This is a genomic window from Actinomyces sp. 432 (assembly GCF_009930875.1).
Lineage (GTDB): Bacteria > Actinomycetota > Actinomycetes > Actinomycetales > Actinomycetaceae > Actinomyces.
The window spans coordinates 565,965-585,553 of record NZ_CP025249.1; the positions used below are offsets into that span (position 1 = coordinate 565,965).

The 19,589-nt window shown below is 67.7% G+C and carries 9 protein-coding genes, 1 tRNA gene, 3 rRNA genes and 1 pseudogene; 9 read left to right on the forward strand and 5 right to left on the reverse strand.

The window, feature by feature from the left end; translation table 11 throughout:
• Nucleotides 1-61: 61 nt before the first annotated feature.
• The gene (locus CWT12_RS02320) at nucleotides 62-4,237 is read left to right on the forward strand and encodes a DNA helicase (RefSeq protein ID WP_161923552.1); all 4,176 of its coding nucleotides are present in this window, start codon (nucleotides 62-64) and stop codon (nucleotides 4,235-4,237) included.
• A 35-nt stretch (nucleotides 4,238-4,272) separates the two neighbouring features.
• A complete protein-coding gene (locus CWT12_RS02325; protein WP_161923553.1) occupies nucleotides 4,273-4,470 on the forward strand; it encodes a transcriptional regulator in 198 nt (65 codons plus the stop codon).
• 680 nt (nucleotides 4,471-5,150) lie between these two features.
• On the opposite strand, the gene CWT12_RS02330 is transcribed toward CWT12_RS02325, so the two are convergent.
• From CWT12_RS02330 to CWT12_RS02345, 4 genes are all read right to left on the reverse strand, one after another.
• On the reverse strand, nucleotides 5,151-5,864 hold the full coding sequence (locus tag CWT12_RS02330) for a transposase-like zinc-binding domain-containing protein (protein ID WP_442862539.1): 714 nt from the start codon (nucleotides 5,862-5,864) through the stop codon (nucleotides 5,151-5,153).
• Nucleotides 5,865-6,132: 268 nt separating this feature from the next.
• A complete protein-coding gene (gene mscL, locus CWT12_RS02335; RefSeq protein ID WP_161923555.1) occupies nucleotides 6,133-6,519 on the reverse strand; it encodes a large conductance mechanosensitive channel protein MscL in 387 nt (128 codons plus the stop codon).
• 117 nt (nucleotides 6,520-6,636) lie between these two features.
• A complete protein-coding gene (locus CWT12_RS02340; protein WP_161923556.1) occupies nucleotides 6,637-7,335 on the reverse strand; it encodes an RcpC/CpaB family pilus assembly protein in 699 nt (232 codons plus the stop codon).
• Nucleotides 7,336-7,508: 173 nt separating this feature from the next.
• On the reverse strand, nucleotides 7,509-8,177 hold the full coding sequence (locus tag CWT12_RS02345) for a 5-formyltetrahydrofolate cyclo-ligase (protein WP_161923557.1): 669 nt from the start codon (nucleotides 8,175-8,177) through the stop codon (nucleotides 7,509-7,511).
• Nucleotides 8,178-8,350: 173 nt separating this feature from the next.
• Between CWT12_RS02345 and CWT12_RS02350 the strand changes: the two are divergent.
• The 4 genes and pseudogenes from CWT12_RS02350 (at nucleotide 8,351) to CWT12_RS02365 (ending at nucleotide 11,821) form a co-directional block, all read left to right on the forward strand.
• A pseudogene (locus CWT12_RS02350) lies at nucleotides 8,351-9,561 on the forward strand (molybdopterin molybdotransferase MoeA).
• A gap of 117 nt (nucleotides 9,562-9,678) precedes the next feature.
• Nucleotides 9,679-10,296 (forward strand): GNAT family N-acetyltransferase, encoded by a 618-nt coding sequence (locus tag CWT12_RS02355; RefSeq protein ID WP_237564266.1) that lies wholly within the window; start codon nucleotides 9,679-9,681, stop codon nucleotides 10,294-10,296.
• A gap of 129 nt (nucleotides 10,297-10,425) precedes the next feature.
• Nucleotides 10,426-11,652 carry a hypothetical protein gene (locus tag CWT12_RS02360; protein ID WP_161923558.1) on the forward strand — a complete coding sequence of 409 codons (1,227 nt, stop codon included), beginning with the start codon at nucleotides 10,426-10,428 and terminating at the stop codon, nucleotides 11,650-11,652.
• Nucleotides 11,653-11,748: 96 nt separating this feature from the next.
• Nucleotides 11,749-11,821: transfer RNA gene (locus CWT12_RS02365), tRNA-Ala, on the forward strand.
• 952 nt (nucleotides 11,822-12,773) lie between these two features.
• Here the strand turns inward: CWT12_RS02365 and CWT12_RS02375 are convergent.
• A complete protein-coding gene (locus CWT12_RS02375; RefSeq protein WP_161923560.1) occupies nucleotides 12,774-13,157 on the reverse strand; it encodes a hypothetical protein in 384 nt (127 codons plus the stop codon).
• A gap of 432 nt (nucleotides 13,158-13,589) precedes the next feature.
• Here CWT12_RS02375 and CWT12_RS02380 point away from each other — a divergent pair.
• The 3 genes from CWT12_RS02380 (at nucleotide 13,590) to rrf (ending at nucleotide 19,305) form a co-directional block, all read left to right on the forward strand.
• Nucleotides 13,590-15,155 (forward strand): 16S ribosomal RNA (locus CWT12_RS02380).
• Nucleotides 15,156-15,578: 423 nt separating this feature from the next.
• Nucleotides 15,579-18,819 (forward strand): 23S ribosomal RNA (locus CWT12_RS02385).
• Nucleotides 18,820-19,185: 366 nt separating this feature from the next.
• A 5S ribosomal RNA gene (gene rrf / locus CWT12_RS02390) occupies nucleotides 19,186-19,305 on the forward strand.
• Together the 16S, 23S and 5S rRNA genes form the textbook arrangement of a ribosomal RNA operon.
• Nucleotides 19,306-19,589 lie beyond the last annotated feature (284 nt).

Below are 19,589 nucleotides of genomic sequence, written 5' to 3' on the forward strand. Positions count from 1 at the left end.
TGACGGCGCTTCCGGTGCGTCGGCACCGTCCGGGGCGGCGGGGCGGATATCGTGCGGGGATATGACGCCTTCACTGTTTTCTCTGGGCCGCAACCGGCGCGACGCCGGGTCGCGGGCACGTGACTCCGAGGGCGCCGACCGGCCCGAGCCGCCAACGACTGTTGCGCCCGAGCAGCCGGATGACACCCCGCCGGAGGACTCCGACCGCAGGGCACGCATTGATGAGGCACTGGCTGCCTGGCGGCAGGAGCTTGCCGACCTCGGGGGGACCTCCAGCCTCGACGCATTCTCCGAGCGCGATGGCATTGTTGACTTGACGGCCGCGCATCCCTCGGGGCTGGCCCAGCTGTACGCAGGCCGACCCACCCACCTGGGCAGCCTCGTGCGTGAGCGCGTTGCCCTCGGCGTCGCCCGCCAGTCCCTGCGCGAGCTGGTCGGCCGAACCGACCAGCTCTCCAGGCGATTCGGTGTTGCCCCCGTTTACCTGGCCATCGGCGTCGCCGGCTGGACCGAGCCGGTATCCGGCGCCGATGATGCGGACGTCCCTGCCGACCCGGACTCCTTGGGCGGTAGCTCCGCTGACCCTTCCGTCCACGCCGCGACCGTTGCCGGACCGCCGGCAGCCGTGCGTTCGGTGCGCGCCCCCGTGCTGCTGCGACCGGTGCGCCTGTCCAGTGCCGGCGCCGACGCCTCCCTCACCCTGGACCGCTCGATCGAGGTGAACCCGGTCCTGACCCGGGCACTGCGCCGACACGGCTGTGCGGCGGACGTGAATGTCGTCGCCCGTGCCACCTTGGCGGATGACGGCTTCACTCCGCGCGACGCCCTGAGCTCCATCGGCGCGCTGGGCCGGGAGTACCTGCCCGGCTTCGAGATCCACGAGCGCCTGGTAGTGGGAGCCTTCGTACACCCAGGGCAGGCGCTGGTGGAGGATTTCGACGCCACCATTGACCGGGCGCGCACCTCCGCACTCGTGGCGGCCGTCGCTGGCGACGCCGCTGCCCGCGCGGCCCTGGACGTCACCCTGCCCCAGCCGGATCCTTCCGACCGGGCACCGGAGCGGGAACGCGGCGTCGGCGACCTGGATCCCGCCCAGCTCGACGCCGTCGAGGCGGTTGGCACTGGTGCCTCACTACTACTGGACGCCCCTCCTGGATCCGACGTCGCCGCCACCCTCGCCGCCGTGATGGCGGACGCCGCCGCCCTGGGCCGCACGGTGCTGCACGTGCCCGCCACTAGCGCTGACGGGCATGCCGTTGCTGACGCGTTGCGCGAGCTCGGCCTGGGCTCCATCGTGCTGGACCTGACAGAGGATCCCGCTTGGCGGCGCCACGCCGCCGAGGGCATCAAGGCCGCCATGGGTGTGAACGTGCCGGATCTGGACGTGACCGCCATCGTCGGTATGCGCAGTCGGCTGAGCTCCGTGCGTGACAAGCTCTCCCGGTACGTCACTGCCCTGCATACGCCGCGCGAGCCGTGGGGGGCCTCAGCCTACGACGCGCTTCAACAACTTGCCGAGCTCACCTCCGGGCGGGTGCGTGCGCGCACCAGTGCCCGCGTTGTGGCAGGCCGCCTGGAGCGCCTGGATGCCCCCGGCCGCGAGCGTGCCGCGGAACTGCTTCACCGCGCCCACGCGCTCGGCCTGTTCACCAGCTCCCTGGCCGACTCCGCCTGGAACGGCATGGTGGTTGACGACGTCGACGACGCTACCGACGCGCTGGCACGGCTTACTCGGCTCGCTGACGAGCTCCTGCCCGCGGTGCGCGAGCAGGTGGCCGCTGCGGCGGACTCCACTGGGATCACCCGGGCGATTACGCTCGCGCAGTGGTGTGAGCAGCTGGAGATGCTCGACGGGGTGCGCGACTCCCTCGATGTCTTCCTCCCCGAGGTCTTCGAGCGCTCCGCCGCCGATATGGTCATCGCCACCGCGTCCAAGCAGTGGCGCCAGGAGCACCGCGTAGAGATGGGGCGGTCCACCAGGCGCCGGTTCACCAAGCAGGCCAAGGACCTGGTGCGTCCCGGCCGGGAGGTCGCCGACCTGCACGGGGAGCTGGTCAAAGTGCAGCAGCGCCGGGAGGTGTGGCGCCGCTACGACCCGGACGGGGGCTGGCCCCACCTGCCGCAGGGCCTGGATGAGATGCAGCGCGTGGCTGCCCGTGCACGCGAGGCGGTTTCCGCACTGCAGCCCGTGATCGGTGCGGACAACTCCCTGATGGACCTGCCGCTGGTGGACCTGGAGGAGCGCTCCCGCGTCCTGGCGGCCGACGACGTCACGGTCCACAAGCTGCCGGACATCAATCGGGTCACGACCGCCCTGGATGACCTGGGACTCATCCCGCTGCTGGATGACTTGGCGTCCCGGCAGGTGGAGCCGGAGCAGATCGACGATGAGCTCGCCTACTGCTGGTGGTCATCCCTCCTGGCGCAAGTCATGCGTGAGGACCCCGACCTGGGCGGACTGGACGCGGATGCCCTCAATGACCTGGCCGTGTCCTTGCGGGAGTTGGATGCCGCTCAGGCGGACTCCTTGGCCGGCCCGGTGGCCCAGGCCTGCGCACGCCGCGTGCGGGAGGCGGTCGACGCCGACAAGGACGCCGCCCGCAGCCTGTACCGGGCGCTGTCCCTGGAGGAGGGGATGTCGCTGCGCGATGTCATCGCCTCGCACCCCATCGCCATGGTTGCCAAGCCGGTGTGGATCATTCCGCCCACGCTGGTGCCGCAGGTATTCGCTGCCGACGCAGTGGTGGACCTGGCCATTCTGGACGCATCCACGAATGTGCCGGTCTCCCAGGTGATTCCCGCCTTCGTGCGCGCGGAGCAGGTGCTTGTGGTCGGCGACCCCAGGCGCGCTGCTTCTGGGCTGGCAGCCGAACTGGGCCCGCACCTGCCGCAGGTTACGCTGCCCACGGGCCGCAACACCTTGGACGCGGAGATCGCCGCGTTCCTTGCCGCGAACGGCTATGACGACGTCGTGGAGGCAATTCCGGCGCCGCCCGGGCGCTCGCGTCTGTCGCTGGAGCTGGTTGAGGGGCGTGGCATGCCGGCACCGGGCCGTACCGCCGTGGAGTCGGTGCCGGCCGAGGTCAGCCGGGTGGTGGACCTGGTTATTGATCACGCGCTGACTCGTCCCGAGCAGTCGCTCGGTGTGATCGCCCTGAACGCGCGCCACGCGGAGGAGATCCGCCGCGCGACGGCCGCCGCCGTTGTTGGCTCGCCCGCCCTGGCCGACTACTTCGAGACCGGTGTGTCCGAGCCATTCGTCGTCGTCGACTTGGGGGAGGCGCGCTCCCTGCGCCGCGATCAGATAATCGTCTCTGTCGGCTACGCGAAGACTCCGCACGGCCGCACCATTCACAGCTTTGGTGCGGTCAGTGATATCGGCGGCATGGTGGGGCTGGTTGAGGCCCTGTGCGCCTCCCGCGGGGGCACTCAGATTGTGTCCTGCCTGGGTCCGGATGACATCGACGCCGGGCGTCTGCACGCGCCCGGTGCCCGCCTGCTGCGCGAGGTGCTGGTGCACGCCGCCGACTCCGGCAGGCAGTATCCGCAGCAGGAGGAGGTCGCCCCGGAGCGCCTGCTCGTGGAACTGGCCGAGCACCTGTGGCGTAAGGGCCTGGTGGTTGTGCCCCGCTACGGCATTGAGGGCGGCGTGCGCATTCCCTTGGCGATCGGTCACCCGGATCTGCCGGGGGAGCTACTCGTCGCGGTGCTCACCGACGACGTCGACTACGTGGCGCAGCCGAGCCTGCGGCGGCGGGACCGGCACTGGATCGAACGCTTGCAGCAGCGCGGCTGGCACGTGCACACGGCGTACTCGGCAGGTGTATTCGTCGATGTTGAGACGGAGGCGAAGAAGATCGAGGCGCAGGTGCTGGCGGTGCTGGCCTCCCGCACCGAACCGGTCAGGGGCGCGCCACCGCTGCCCGAGCGCCCGGGGGAGGACGATCCGCTGGTGGAGTCGGCTTCTACCGATCCGGGGACCGCGGCTGATGCGGCCCCACGCGGCGACTCACCGGAGCCGCCCCGGCGGGGCGATCGTCCGCCGATCGCCCAGGGGCTGCCGTTGCAGGCCTATTCCGACGATCAGCTCGACGAGCTGGTTGCCTGGATCCGCTCCGACGGCGTGGAGCGTACCGCGGCCGAGGAGACTGAGGAGCTTCGCCAGGCGCTGGCCCTGAGTCGGCGTGGTTCCGGGATTGACGCGGTGCTGGCCAACGCGGTTCGGCGGACCCGGTGAGCGATTCCTCAGGGTCGCGCCGGAGGCGACGCGTCGTGGCGCTGTCACCCCAGGACGCCGCCCGGGTTGCCCAGGGCGAGTTGCCGCAGGCGCAGGCGGAGGCAGAGCGCCGCCGCGGCGTTGACGCGCTCAGTGGCGCCCGTGCCCGCGATGGCGGTGTGCTAGGACGGGAATCATCCGATCATGCCAACGATGCCCGCCTACTGCGGGAGGTGCCGCCGCACTGGGGCTGAGCCTGCGTACCGGTTGACGCGGCGCCCGCAACGCCTTCCCTTCCGGTTCGTGCCGCCAGGTACCCCAACCGGAACAGCCGGTCATGGGCCTGAGGGTTATCGGCGCGAATGTGTGTGTGGTTCGGGCGTGTCGTGTGTTCTAGCTGGTTGGTCCGGCCCGGCCTTTGGGGGTCCTGAGGCCTTCTTCGGGGGTGGGGGTGGTGCCCCATCCTGCGGGGTGCGTACTGGCGGTAGTGGTGGCCTCCGGCGTCGGGGACTGGGCGGCTTTGCATGACACTGCACGACACTGCACGACCCTGGGTGATACTGCACGACCTTGGTGCGTCCTCCACGACCCCGGGGTGGTCGTGCAACGTACACCAAGGTCGTGGAACGCGGCCCGAGGTCGTGCAAGACACGGGGCGGGTAAGCGGTCCGGGCGCCGGATGCGTGTGCCGTGCTTCGTCCCGGCTTTGTCCCGGCGCCGTCCCGGGGTGGATCTAGTGGCGTGGTGGCAGTTGCGGGGTTGTCGGCGCGAGTGTGTGTGCGGTTGGTGCGTGTCGCGGTGTTCTAGCTGGTTCGTCCGGCCCAGCCTTCGCGGGTCCCGAGGTCTTCCTCTGGGGATGGGTGTTGTACCACCGCCTGGGGCCGGTGCGGGCGGCGGTTTCGGGGCCCTGCTCGGCGGTGGTGCGCTGGTTCAGTCAGCACCGGTACAGGGTGGTGTGGTCGCTCAGGGCTACCAGCCACCCGGTGGCCTGCTCGGTGGTGGAGATGCTCAGCAGCTTGCGGGAGTGGCGTAGTAGGGCCTTGCCGGGGGTGGTCTTGGGGCGCAGTGTCAGGTCTCGGACGGTGTCGCGGTGTACGTGGATCAGGCACCGCTGGATGGGGGTGCCCGGCCAGGTGGCGGCGATGGCCTTTAGGGCGCCGCCGGCCCCGTCGGTGGTTGCCAGGTCGGGCGGGGCCAGGTCGGCTAGCAGCGCCTGGTAGGCCGCAGCGCTCTCGGACGCGGCCCACTGCCAGGCGATCACGTGTGTGGGACTGCGGGCTACCAGGAGCACCCATTTGTGGGCCAGCCACATCCCGTCGATGAAGACCTGGGAGTGCACCTGGCCGGTAGCCGGCGGCTTGGGGACGGGGACGTCCCAGCACCAGGCCGTCCGGCGGCCAAACGCCCTGTCGCTACCGCCGGCGGCGTCGGCCTGGGACCGGCTGCCGGTCGCCCAGTCGATGAACTCGCCCAGCACCGCCTGCTCGGCCCCACCCGGCGAGAGCGGGCGCGGCGCGGTGGTTGAGGACCGGCAGGCGGTGCACTTCCACCGCCTGGTGCCTGCGGCGGTGCGGCCGGACTTCTTCATCGGGGTCTGGCAGATCGGGCAGAGCCTTGCTCGTGGGGACCGTGTTCTCACGGCACGCACATCTACCCGCGAATGTCAAGCACCGCCCCGGATTAACCTCCCAAACCATAATCACCCCGACTTTCCCGCACCACACCAGCCAAAACCCCGATCTTAAGCACCACGTTCGCGCCGATAACTCGGGCCTGATGCAGCTGGAGTCGGCGCCGCGGGTGCGGAGAGGAGCCGGTCAGCAGAAGAAAAGTGGTGCCCGCCGCATTGGCGGGCACCACTTCAGTGCAGATAGGGCTGTCGCTGCCGGCCCAGTGCGAGCAGCAGCGAGCACGGCTCAGGACTGGCGCTGCTGGAGCAGGTCGCGGATCTCCGTGAGCACCTCGACGTCGGTCGGCTCGGCGGGCTTGTCCTCCGCCTCCTTCTTCAGGCGTGCGGTGAGCCGGTTCATCGGCGCCACTACGCAGAAGTAGACCGCGGCGGCTACGAGCAGGAAGTTGACGATGGCGGTGATGATGATGCCCGGCTGGATCGGGTCGGAGCCGTTGATGGAGAACTGCAGCACGGAGTCGAAGTTCGGCTGCTTCACCAGGGCGCCGACGATGCCCATGATGACATCGGTGATGGCCTGCACGATCGGGGCGAAGGCACCACCGATGATGACGGCGACGGCCAGTTCGAGGACATTGCCCTGGGCGATGAACTCCTTGAATCCCTTGAGCATGGGGAACCTTTCGTTGTCGAGCGAGGGTGTGGAACTGCCACCCGCGGAGGTCATGAAGCGGAAACGGCGCAGCGCTCGGGAGACGGGCCGCAACCGCGTGGCGTAGGGGCGGCGGTGTCATGGGCTCAGCACGATGCCGAGCGCACCATTCGTGGCCGCGCCGACGATTAGACTAGCGTCCACAGCGGGAACAGCAAGGGTAACGAGTGTGACCTTCGTCCGGGTGCTCCATTGACTGTTGTCTCCCTCCACCTGGGTCAGCACCACCCGTGCGCCCGAGCAGATGACTGCGGTCGGGTCACCGGCCGCAGTCCCGTCCGGCGCTGTGGCGCCCCGTTGCGCCACTACGTCGACCCTGGCCCCCGGTTCGGCCAGTTGTGCGCCGACGTCGACCGGCACTTGGACCAGGCGCTCTGACGGCGCCAGGTCGGCGGCCAGGGAGGCGCTGGTCATGGAGGTGGTCAGAATCGTCCCCTCCTCCAGGGCGATCGCGGCGCGTGTGCCCACGATCTCCGGCCCGACCAGGCCGCTCCCGGGCAGCGCCGACTGTTCCACCGCGCGCACCTCAATGTCCGCTTCCGTGAGAATCGTGCCGGCGCTGACGTGTCGCGCGGCGACGAGAACCTCCTGCTGCCCTGCCGGCGCGGGCCGCAGCACCCCCAGCGCGGCGATCACGGCGGCACCCAGGCAGATGGCTACGACCAGGTGGCGGTGGCGCCACAGCAGTAGCGAGGGACGCGGCGGGCGGCGGCGCGCCGGCTTCTGACTGCGTTCGGCCTGGTGGGTGCGGGGGCGCTGACGGCGGAGCTGAGGCATATGCACACGGTGGCATCCGTGAGCTGTGCGCGCAGCCGCCCTGTGAACGCGGGACTCGCGGGGTGTCGCCTACCGCGGTTGTGGATGGCGGGCAGGACTGCCGGGTGGTGCCGGCAGGCGGAAGACCACTGGCGTAGGAAGCGGATGTGATTGCGCCGCCGTCGGCATGGCGGTCAGTCTCGGTGGTGATCGGCGGCCCCGCCGGCGAATGCGGATCCCTCCAGCAGGAACCACTCGTCGGGTGTGATGACCGCGTCTACGGGGGCGTCGTGCGGCTGGCCGGGCAGCGGCTGGGTTACCAGCTCGTCGTCGTGGACCACGGCGAAGATCGGTGTTCCCCTGCGTCTCAGAGGCAGCACTCGGTCATACCAGCCGCCCCCCTGTCCCAGGCGGCGGCCGGAGCGGTCGACCGCGAGCGCCGGAACGATCACGGCCTCGGCGTCGGCGATGGCGGTGGCGGGCAGTACCTCGCCGCTCGGCTCCGGCGGGCGCCCGGGAGAGCGCTCGGCCAGGTCGGCCACCCCGCGGAAATAGCCCCAGGAGCGGGTCAGCTGCGGGCCGAGCACCGGTAGCAGCACTGCGGTGCCTGTTCCCTCCAGCTGCTCCAGCAGCAGCCGGGTGCAGGGCTCATGCGACACCGACACGTAGGCGGCTACGGTGCTCATGCCGGCGATGGCTTGCAGGATGTGCGCGGTCAGCTGCTGGCAGGTGGAGTTGTGGCCGTGCTCGGGATGACGGTGGTGCGTGGCCCGGTGGCGGCGCAGTACTTGGCGCAGCTGCTCCTTGGCGTCGCTGGCCGCCAGGGAACTGGTGTCTGGCAGGACGCGTGCCTGAGTGCTCATGGCAGCATTGTCGCAGTTACGGGCGGGGGAGTGTAGGCGCAGACCGGGGTGTTGTCCCCATAGGCCCGGCTGGGTTTCATTCGGTGGTCCACCACCGGGGCGCCCGCTGCAGACGGGTAGCCTGGTCCGGTAGGCCCGTAGCCGGGACTCGGGCCGGAGGAGGACAAGCCCCCATGCGTACCGTTGCCGAGCACCTGGCCGCCTGCTTGGAGATCGCCCGGGCCGCGGCGCCCCTGGACGTGGTTCTCCTGGATGCGGTGGGTTGCGTCTTGGCCGAGGACGTAGTTGCCGATATTGATCTTCCGGCAGTCGACCTGGCCGGGCTGGACGGGTATGCGGTCGCCGCCGCCGACGTCGCCGCTGCCTCCGCGGACTCGCCCGCCGCCTTGGAGGTGATGGACGCCGTCCGGGCCGGGGACATGCGCCCCACGCGCCTGGTGGCGGGTGCGGCCATTCTGATCGACTCCGGCGCGCCCCTGCCGCTGGGAGCCGACGCCGTCGTGCCGTGGATGGACACGGACCGTGGCCACTCGCGGGTGCAGGTGCAGGCGGCGGTGGCAGCCGGGGACAACGTGCGCCGTCGTGCTGAGGATGTGCAGGCGGGCACCACGGTCCTGCCGCAGGGATCGCGCGTCTCGGCGCGGCAGATCGCGCTGCTGGCCGGTATTGGCCGGCACCGGGTCAAGGTGCATCCGGCGCCCAGGGTGGTGATCGTGTCCATTGGCGACGAGCTCGTCGAGCCCGATCATGCGCGCGACGCCGGAGACGTATACGACGCCAACGGGCACGCGCTCGCCTGCGCGGTGACCGACGCAGGCGGACAGGCCTTCCGGGTGGCGGCGGTGCCCGACGACCTGGGTGCACTGGCCGAGACCATCGAGGACCAGCTCGTGCGCGCGGACGTGCTGATCACCACCGGCGGGTTGAGCGTCGGACAGGGGATACGGTCAAGGATGTACTGGCGCCTTTGGGTACGGTGCGTTTTGACGCCGTGGCCATGTCGCCGGGGCGGCAGCTGGGCGTGGGCACGGTTGAGGGCACCCCGATTTTCTGCCTGCCCGGTGACCCGGTAAGCGCGCAGATCGCCTTCGAGACCTTCATCCGCCCGGTGCTGCGGCAGATCGCGGGGTGGCAGGATCTCCATCGCGCGTCCGTGCCGGCGACGATATCCTCCGGCTGGCACTCTCCGGCCCGTAAACGGCAGTTCGTGCCGGTGCATCTGACCGGTTCGCCGGCACGTGGATATGCCGCCCGGCCGACGGCGCAGCCGGGGGCCAGTCGACTGCTGGGTCTGGCGAAGGCCAATGCGATCGCCGTCGTGCCGGAGGACACCCAGACTGTGGTGTCCGGGGACACGTTGCACTGTCTGCTACTTGACGCCTGAGCGGCGGGAGCAGCAGTGGCAAACGGTTGTCGCGGCGGCCTTGGCGATCTGGGTGGTCTGGCTGGGTGGGTAGGCAGCGGCGGTTTGTGGGGGCGGCGGCGTCGTTTTCCGTGGCCGGTGCGCTTGACCGAGTCCGCGGTGACGGCGCGCTCGCTGGCACGCGGGCCGAGCACGGTGAGTCTGCGCCCCGTGCGGGTCGGCGATGAGGCGCAGTGGCAGCGGCTGCGCCTGGCCGACGACGCCCGCCTGACGCCCTGGGAGGCGACGCTGCCGCCAGGCAGCCCCGACGTGCTGGGGTCCTTTCGGGAGTACGCGCGTACCCAGAATCGGCTGGCGCGCAGAGGCGAGGCGATGCCCTTCGTGCTGGAGGTCGATGGCGCGTTGGCGGGGCAGGTGTCAGTCTCATCGATCCGGTGGGGCGCGCTGGAGTGCGCGAATGTCGGCTACTGGATCGGGGCGCCGTGGGAGGGGCGCGGCGTGATGACGCTTGCGGTGGCGATGGTGCTGGACCATTTGCTCGGGCCGCAGGTGGGGCTGCATCGCGTGGAGATCGACGTCAGGCCGGACAACGCCCGCAGCCTGGCTGTGTGCAGGCGGCTCGGGCTGCGGGAGGAGGGGGTGCAGCGGGGGCTGATGTACATCAATGGCGCCTGGGAGGATCATGTTGTATTCGCCGTCGTCGCCGAGGACCGCGTAGCCGAAGCGGGATTTGTGAGTCGATTGGGACGAATGTGAAAACTGAGGCGTGACGGGTGGGCCTAGCTCACACCGCAAAGAATTTGCGGCTAAAACGCGGGCGCAATTCCTGCCAACACGCCGGGTAAGTGCCCTAAATCCGGGTGCCCGCCCCTTTACGGTTGAGCCGTGGGAATCGAGACGTGGGCGCTGGTCGTGCTCGTAACGGTTCTCGCCGTGTACCTGCTGCCGTTCCTGGTAGGGCGCCGCGAGGCGATGGGGATGGCCAATGCCGAGGACCGCTACTCCTCTGGGCTGCGGCTTCTCGCAACGGGAAGCGCAGCCGCCGCGGAGGGTGGCTGCTGCGGTGGGCACACCACGATTTTTCGACGCCGACCGGAGGTGAGGGCGATGAATCGGCCCGAGGTCAGGAATGTGCGCGCGCTGCGCAAGGAGCGTGAGCTGCAACGCGTGCGTGCTGCGCATGAGCGCAGCCGCGAGCGGCGCCGGGTGGCCGCCTCGCACCGCGCCACGGTCGCGCTCATCCTGCTGGGCGTCACCGTCGGCGTCCTCGTGGTCGCCGGGGTGACCGCGATGCCTTGGTGGCCCGTGCTCGCTCCCGCCGGCCTGCTGGGTGTGTCAGCGGTTGCGGGGCGCCGGGCGGCTCGTGCCTCCGCCGTATCCGATCTGCGTGAGCGTCGGCGGATTGTTGCGCTCGAGCGTGAGCTGACCACGCTGACCGGCGGTGCCGCCGGGCGCCGCCTGGTTGCGGATGAGCCGGCGGAGTCCGGGACGGCGGTGAGGCCCCGTGCAGAGGCCGAGACGGCTGAGCAGGGTGAGGACCGGCATGCGTCGGCTGCCGGCGCCGATGCGCCGCTGTCCGGTGAGCTGGATGCCGGGCTCGCGGAGCAGGGGGCGGCTGATCCGGCGGCCCAGGCGGATGCGGCTGATGCGGTAGATACGGCCGGCTCAGGGGGCGGCGCGGTGGATGAGGCGCCTCTGCCAGCCGCTGAGGCTGACGCGGCCGACCAGGAGCTCGAGGCGGGAGACGAGCGGGATGATGCGGCTCCCGCACTCGCGGTTGCGCCGCCTGCGCCGCGCGGCCCGGCTTCCGCGCCCAAGGTGAGCGGCCGCGCCGGTCATGCTGGGGCTGGTGATGTTAAGGCCCCGGCGACTCCGCCTCAGGGCTGGCATCCGGTTAGCGTCCCGGCGCCTACTTACACTCTGGCGGCGCCGGCTCCGCGCCGCAGCTACGAGCCCCCGGCGGAGCCGGCATTCGATTCCGCCCCGGTTCCGGAACGTCCTCGCAATGTGCGTACCTACCCCACCGCCGACATCGATGCGGGTGCTGACGAGCCGGTATTCCACCCCATCGATCTGGAGGCGGTGCTCGAACGACGCCGCGCAGGTGCCTGAGCCCGCTGGCCCGCTGGCTCAGGCGCCGGTGTTGCGTGTCACTGCTGTGCGATTTGCGGGCGGCCACGGTTACGGTGCTACGATCAGTCCTACTCCGGGGCTATGGCGCAGTTGGTAGCGCGTCTCGTTCGCAATGAGAAGGTCGGGGGTTCGAATCCCCCTAGCTCCACCCTGTGATGCGGCGGCGTCCCACCCGGGATTCGGGTGGGACGCCGCCGCATCTCATGCAGTCGGTTGCAGCCGGTGCTGAGTGCGGGGCTCGGCGGTTACTGGTTGGCGGGGCGGGCGCTCGGTGGTGAGGCCTGCTGCCGACCCCCACGAGCCTCGCCGTCGTGATTGCCGTCGTGGTCGCTGTCGGTATGGCGGGCCCGAGCCTGTGGGGCTGATGTGCGGGCGGTTAGCGTGCCCCTCTCCGCTGGTAGTGCGCCGGGCCTTTTGCAACGCCACTTCGGCGTCAGCAACGCTAGTTGCCTGCCTGCTGTATGCCTTGCAGCCCTTCAGCAGGCCGTTAACCGGCGTTGTTAACCCCGAAGTGGCGTAGCAGGCCACCGCAGCACACAGCCACACAGCAGAATCGCGGCCAGCGGTCCCCTCACCGCCGGCCCCTCCGTAGGCGCAGGCGCCTACCCGCGACCCGGCGAACCGACCCCGCACCCCCAAACCTGACGAGACCCGGTACTTCGCCCGACTCCGGTAAGGGGGAGACGCTGCGACGCAGGCGGATCAGCCAGTACAAATCGATGAGGGCGATCGTTGCATTCATACCGACCGCGGGCCAGACGCCGAGGACGAGGTTGTAAGCCGTGGCGATGAGGGAGCCGGCTAGGTTCAGCCTCCGGAAGGTTCGCTGATTGGCTACCACCAGGGAGACGATGACGAGGCCCGATCCGGCCCATCCAACGATCTCCAGGACTGTGCGGGTTTCCACTGGAACTCCTGGACGTGCCCGGCTGGTCAATGCGCGTGCACTGGTCGAGTTTGAACACCTCGTTGCCGGGACGGCCGAGGCTAGTCGGGGCGCCCCACGTCTGGCAAGGCACGCATTAGTGAAATTCGCGCCTGATCGCCCGTCGGCCGTATCGGGTGCGGTTGGGAGCTTCCGGCGAGGTGCTCGTTGGTGCCTAGCTGGTGGAACGGCCGGGAACGGTGTCCGGGGTGAGTTCATGCCAGGACAGGCTGAGGTTCTCGAGCGGGATCAAGGCGTCGTAGATCGCATCCGCTCCGGACTGGATGCCATCGGCGACGTCCTGCCCACCGGAGACGATGTCCAAAGCGCATGGATCGTCGGGTACAGGGAGTACCACCCACCCGCCGGAGCCGCGAGTACCGCCGGAGCCGGCCGGAAGCCGTGCAAGTAGCCGTTCCACCGCGCGGGCGGCAAGGCGGGGTGAGCGGTGGGAGACGACCAACCTGAGTGTCGCCCTTGCGGTCGGATCTTCCCGCCGCCACAACCAGTCGTAGTCCACGGTGTAGCGCTTGCTGTCGGGCTTGCGGCTGGGAGCCATGGGCTGAAACTACCCCTGGAGCGAGCCGATCTGCGTGTCCGCGGTGTACTGGCGAGTTGGGGAGGCCGGGCAGTATCGCTCCAGGGTGCTGGACGTCACTGCCGCACGGTTTGACGTGATCCGTCGGGGTGTGCGTAAAGTACTCCCCGCCGCGGCGAACGCCGGAAGGTGTGAGCAGCGGTTAGGAGCAGTTACCAGGCTCGGTTGGCGCCTTAGAAGCGTCGGCATGAGACTCTGGCGAGACGGGGATCACTGATCTCGGGCTTGACGGAGGAACGCGGGTCTGGATAAGCTACTCCGGTGCCTTGAGAGAGGGCCTGGCCTTGCAGCCGGTGAATCTCTTCTGGGTGTGTTGTTTGGGATCTCGATAGTGTGTCGTGTTTGTTTGTTTGGTTGGTGTTTTTTGTTGGTTTCTTTGTTTGGTTTTTGTTTTGTTTGGAGAGTTTGATCCTGGCTCAGGACGAACGCTGGCGGCGTGCTTAACACATGCAAGTCGAACGGGCTGGTTCTGGTTTTTGCTGGGGTTGGTTAGTGGCGAACGGGTGAGTAACACGTGAGTGACCTGCCCTCTTCTCCTGGATAACTGCTTGAAAGGGCGGCTAATACGGGGTGGTCTGGCCTGCCTGCATGGGTGGGTTGGTATAGGTTCAATCGTTTGGTTGTTCTGGTGGGGGATGGGCTCGCGGCCTATCAGCTTGTTGGTGGGGTGATGGCTTACCAAGGCTTTGACGGGTAGCCGGCCTGAGAGGGTGGACGGCCACACTGGGACTGAGATACGGCCCAGACTCCTGCGGGAGGCAGCAGTGGGGAATATTGCACAATGGGCGGAAGCCTGATGCAGCGACGCCGCGTGAGGGATGGAGGCCTTCGGGTTGTGAACCTCTTTTTCCGGTGGTGAAGGCCTGCTCCTTTGTGGGTGGGCTGACGGTAGCCGGGTTAGGAAGCGCCGGCTAACTACGTGCCAGCAGCCGCGGTAATACGTAGGGCGCGAGCGTTGTCCGGAATTACTGGGCGTAAAGGGCTTGTAGGCGGCTGGTCGCGTCTGCCGTGAAATTCCCTGGCTTAACTGGGGGCTTGCGGTGGGTACGGGCTGGCTTGAGCGCAGTAGGGGAGGCTGGAACTCCTGGTGTAGCGGTGGAATGCGCAGATATCAGGAGGAACACCGGTGGCGAAGGCGGGTCTCTGGGCTGTTGCTGACGCTGAGGAGCGAAAGCGTGGGGAGCGAACAGGATTAGATACCCTGGTAGTCCACGCCGTAAACGTTGGGCACTGGGTGTGGGGGTCCTTTTCCGGGGCGTCCGCGCCGTAGCTAACGCGTTAAGTGCCCCGCCTGGGGAGTACGGCCGCAAGGCTAAAACTCAAAGGAATTGACGGGGGCCCGCACAAGCGGCGGAGCATGCGGATTAATTCGATGCAACGCGAAGAACCTTACCAAGGCTTGACATGGGCTGGTTGCTGCCGGAGACGGTGGTTCCCCTGCTGCTTGTTGTGGCTGGGGCCGGCCTGCAGGTGGTGCATGGTTGTCGTCAGCTCGTGTCGTGAGATGTTGGGTTAAGTCCCGCAACGAGCGCAACCCCTGTCTCGTGTTGCCAGCACTTCGGGTGGGGACTCGCGGGAGACTGCCGGGGTGAACTCGGAGGAGGGTGGGGATGACGTCAAATCATCATGCCCCTTATGTCTTGGGCTTCACGCATGCTACAATGGCCGGTACAGTGGGTTGCGATGCCGCGAGGCGGGGCGAATCCCTTAAAGCCGGTCTCAGTTCGGATCGGTGCCTGCAACTCGGCACCGTGAAGTTGGAGTCGCTAGTAATCGCGGATCAGCAACGCCGCGGTGAATACGTTCTCGGGCCTTGTACACACCGCCCGTCACGTCATGAAAGCCGGTGACGCCCGAAGCCCGTGGCCCTGTGGGGAGCGGTCGAAGGCGGGGCTGGTGATTGGGACGAAGTCGTAACAAGGTAGCCGTACCGGAAGGTGCGGCTGGATCACCTCCTTTCTAGGGAGTCTTCTTGGCGCCGGCCGGGCAGGCAAGCATCCTTCCTGTGGCTCGTCGTTGTCGTGCTTGGGGTCTTGCTGGGCTGGTGCCTGGTGGGGCCTGGTGGCGGCGGCGGGCTGGGGGTGGGGCTCCTTGGCTGCTTCTTGCTCTCCCTGTGCTGGGGGGTGGGGGGTGGCTGGGGGGTGGCATGCTGTCGGGCTCCGGGGCTGCGCGCCCTGGTTGTGCCTGGGTCCTGCTGGTGCCGGCTTGGCTGGTGGTGGTGGGGCTGTGGGCTGGCTGGTTGTGAACTGTATAGCGGACGCGAGTGTTTCGAGTGTTTGCTTGTTTTGTTTTGTCTTGCTTTTGTGGTTGCTGTGTTTTGCTGTGGCTCGCGCGCGGTCCTGGTGGCGCCGTCTGGTGCTGGCGGGGGTGCGCGGGTGGTTTTGTGTTGTTTTTATGGGCGTTCGGTGGATGCCTTGGCACCAGGGGCCGATGAAGGACGTGGCGGCCTGCGATATGCCTCGGGGAGCCGGCTTGCGGGCTGTGATCCGAGGGTTTCCGAATGGGGGTACCCGGCACGGGTTGTGCCGTGTCACTCGTTCCTGAATTCATAGGGGGCGGGGGGTTACGCGGGGAAGTGAAACATCTCAGTACCCGTAGGAGAAGATATTCCGTTAGTAGTGGCGAGCGAAGGCGGATGAGGCTAAACCGTGGTCGTGTGACTACCCGGCAGGGGTTGCGGCTGCGGGGTTGTGGGGCGTGCCTGGGGCCTGCTGCCGTGGGCCCGCGTGCTTTGCTGGTGGGTAGCCGGATCCTCTGGGAAGGGGGCCGTAGAGGGTGATAGCCCCGTAGGCTGAACCTGCTGGTGGCGCGTGGGGCGTGTTTTTCCCCTTTTTGTAGCGTGGGGTCCGTGGAGTCCTGCGTGAGTCTGCCAGGACCACCTGGCTGCCTAAATACTTCCTGGTGACCGATAGCGGATCAGTACCGTGAGGGAATGGTGAAAAGTACCCCGGGAGGGGAGTGAAATAGTACCTGAAACCGGGCGCCTGCAAGCCGTCAGGGCCTGTCCCGCCGCTCTTTTGGGCGTGTGGGGCGGGTGGTGGCGTGCCTTTTGAAGAATGAGCCTGCGAGTCAGGGCGTGTCGCGAGGTTAACCCGTTGTGGGGAGCCGTAGCGAGGGCGAGTCCTAGGTTGGGCGTTTAGTGGCGCGTTCTGGACCCGAAGCGGGGTGATCTACCCATGGCCAGGTTGAGGCACGTGTAAGAGCGTGTGGAGGACCGAACCCACCTCGGTTGAAAACGGGGGGGATGAGCTGTGGGTAGGGGTGAAAGGCCAATCAGACTCCGTGATAGCTGGTTCTCCCCGAAATGCATTTAGGTGCAGCGTCGCGTGTTCCCGTGCGGAGGTAGAGCACTGGTTGGCTGAGGGGCCTTACTGGGTTACTGATGCCAGTCAAACTCCGAATGCCGTTTTCGGGGTCAGCGCGGCAGTGAGACTGCGGGGGATAAGCTTCGTGGTCGAGGGGGAAACAGCCCAGATCGCCGGCTAAGGCCCCTAAGTGTACGCTAAGTGGGAAAGGATGTGCGGTCGCGGTGACAGCCAGGAGGTTGGCTCAGAAGCAGCCATCCTTGAAAGAGTGCGTAATAGCTCACTGGTCGAGTGGTCGTGCGCCGACAATGTAGCGGGGCTCAAGCGTACCGCCGAAGCCGCGGGCCCGGGTGCCGCTGTTGCGTGGTGCCTGGGCGGTAGGGGAGCGTCCTGCGCCGGGTGAAGCCCGGGGGTGACCGTTCGGGTGGACGGCGTGGGAGTGAGAATGCAGGCATGAGTAGCGAGACCGGGGTGGGATTCCCCGGCGCCGTATGACCAAGGGTTCCAGGGGCAGGTTCGTCCTCCCTGGGTGAGTCGGGGCCTAAGGCGAGGCCGACAGGCGTAGTCGATGGATGACGGGTTGATATTCCCGTACCGGCGGTCCACCGCCAGTGCTGACGCGCGGGTGCTAACCCACGCCCTTGCGCCCCCCTTTTTTTCCTGCTGCCGGGTGGCTGGTCCTTCGGGGCCGGCCGGCCGGGGCGGGTGTGGGGGGTGGTTTGGGGTCTGGGGGTCCTCCGTGCTGGTAGGCAAGCGTGTTAACAGGGGTGACGCACTAGGGTAGCCCGGCGGGGCTTATGGCTTGTCCCGTTCAAGCGTGTGGCCCGGCGCCCAGGTAAATCCGGGCGCCGCGCCCTGCCTCCCTGTTGTGGGGGTGGGGCTGGGTGAGGCGTGATGGTGACCCTGCCTGTTGGGGTGGGGGATAGTGGGGTGATCCTGTGGTGCCTAGAAAAGCCTCGGCGCGAGGTGGTCCGCCGCCCGTACCCAATAACCGACACAGGTGGTCGGGCAGAGTATGCCCAGGCGGGCGAGTTAATCGTGGTTAAGGAACTCGGCAAAATGCCCCCGTAACTTCGGGAGAAGGGGGGCCCGGGCCCTGAAGCCCCGTTGCGGGCTAGGGGTGAGGGTCGCAGTGACCAGGGAGGAGCGACTGTTTACTAAAAACACAGGTCCGTGCGAAGCCGTAAGGCGATGTATACGGACTGACGCCTGCCCGGTGCTGGAAGGTTAAGGGGATCCGTCAGCGCCACGTCCTCGTGGTGTGAAGCGGTGAGCCCAAGCCCCAGTAAACGGCGGTGGTAACTATAACCATCCTAAGGTAGCGAAATTCCTTGTCGGGTAAGTTCCGACCTGCACGAATGGCGTAACGACTCCTCCACTGTCTCAACCACGAGCTCGGCGAAATTGCATTACGAGTAAAGATGCTCGTTACGCGCAGAAGGACGGAAAGACCCCGGGACCTTTACTATAGCTTGGTATTGGCGCCCGCCATGGCTTGTGCAGGATAGGTGGGAGACTGTGAGGCCGGCACGCTAGTGCTGGCGGAGTCGCTGTTGGGATACCACTCTGGCTGTGGCGTGCGCCTGAACCTCGGCCCGTGATCCGGGCCAGGGACAGTGCCTGGTGGGTAGTTTAACTGGGGCGGTTGCCTCCTAAAGAGTAACGGAGGCGCTCAAAGGTTCTCTCAGCCTGGTCGGCAACCAGGTGTCGAGTGCAAGCGCACAAGAGGGCCTGACTGCGAGACCGACGGGTCGAGCAGGCACGAAAGTGGGAGCTAGTGATCCGGCGATCCCGTGTGGGTGGGTCGTCGCTCAACGGATAAAAGGTACCCCGGGGATAACAGGCTGATCCTGCCCAAGAGTCCATATCGACGGCATGGTTTGGCACCTCGATGTCGGCTCGTCGCATCCTGGGGCTGGAGCAGGTCCCAAGGGTTGGGCTGTTCGCCCATTAAAGCGGTACGCGAGCTGGGTTTAGAACGTCGTGAGACAGTTCGGTCCCTATCCTCTGCGCGCGCAGGAGACTTGAGGAGGCCTGTCCCTAGTACGAGAGGACCGGGACGGACGAACCTCTGGTGCGCCAGTTGTCCCGCCAGGGGCACGGCTGGTTGGCTACGTTCGGGCCGGGTAACCGCTGAAGGCATCTAAGCGGGAAACCGTCTCCAAGATAAGGTCTCCGCGCGCCCCCGCCCGGGGGGCGCGGAAGGCTCCCAGTAGACTACTGGGTCGATAGGCCAGGCGTGGAAGCAGGCAGCCCCACCAAGCGGGTGAACCTGCTGCGAGCTGACTGGTACTAACAACAGCCGAACACAACACAAAAAACCAACCCCACACAAGCAGGCCACGTGCAGGGCAGGCAGCACAAGCACGCACGCACGCACTCAACCCACCCCCATGCCCGGGGGGCGTCCGCTGTACGGTCCACGACCAGCCAAGCCCACCACGCCGGGCACAACACACGCCGCAACCAGGCACCCCCAACCCCCCCCGAGACAACGGGGCGGGCCGGGTGCGGGGGTGTGGCGGGACACGAGCATAGAGGAACCACGACACCCAGCACCCCACCCGGCCAGCACCACGGCACGGGGGGATGCTGGCTGGGGTACGACACCGGACCCAAACCACCCCGCACAGTGGGGGGCAGGCACGCAGGCTAGTGCGTGTGGCTGGGGGCGGGCGGGTCGTGCCGGTGGTCACAGCGGGGGAGACAACGCCCGGACCCATTTCCGAACCCGGAAGCTAAGCCCCCCAGCGCCAATGGTACTGCCCCCGACAGGCGGGCGGGAGAGTAGGACGCCGCCGGCACACCCACCCACCCACAACCACACACACAACCCCAGGGCGATCAGGTCGCTTGGGGAGGCCCTCGGCTCGGGCGGCCGCGCGAGTTGCGGCACGAGTTGCCTGCTATAGGCCTTGAACCATGGGTTGGGCTAGCCGTTCCTTTGATTCCCTCTGAGATCGTTCACAGCCGAATGACTCTCTGTGTTCGCTTTGACCGTTTCTATCGGCGCGGGCTCTATTGGCTCGTAGAGTGTCGGCGCAAGTAGTAGCCGAGCTTCCCGAACAAATACGCTCGAGCCGTTCTC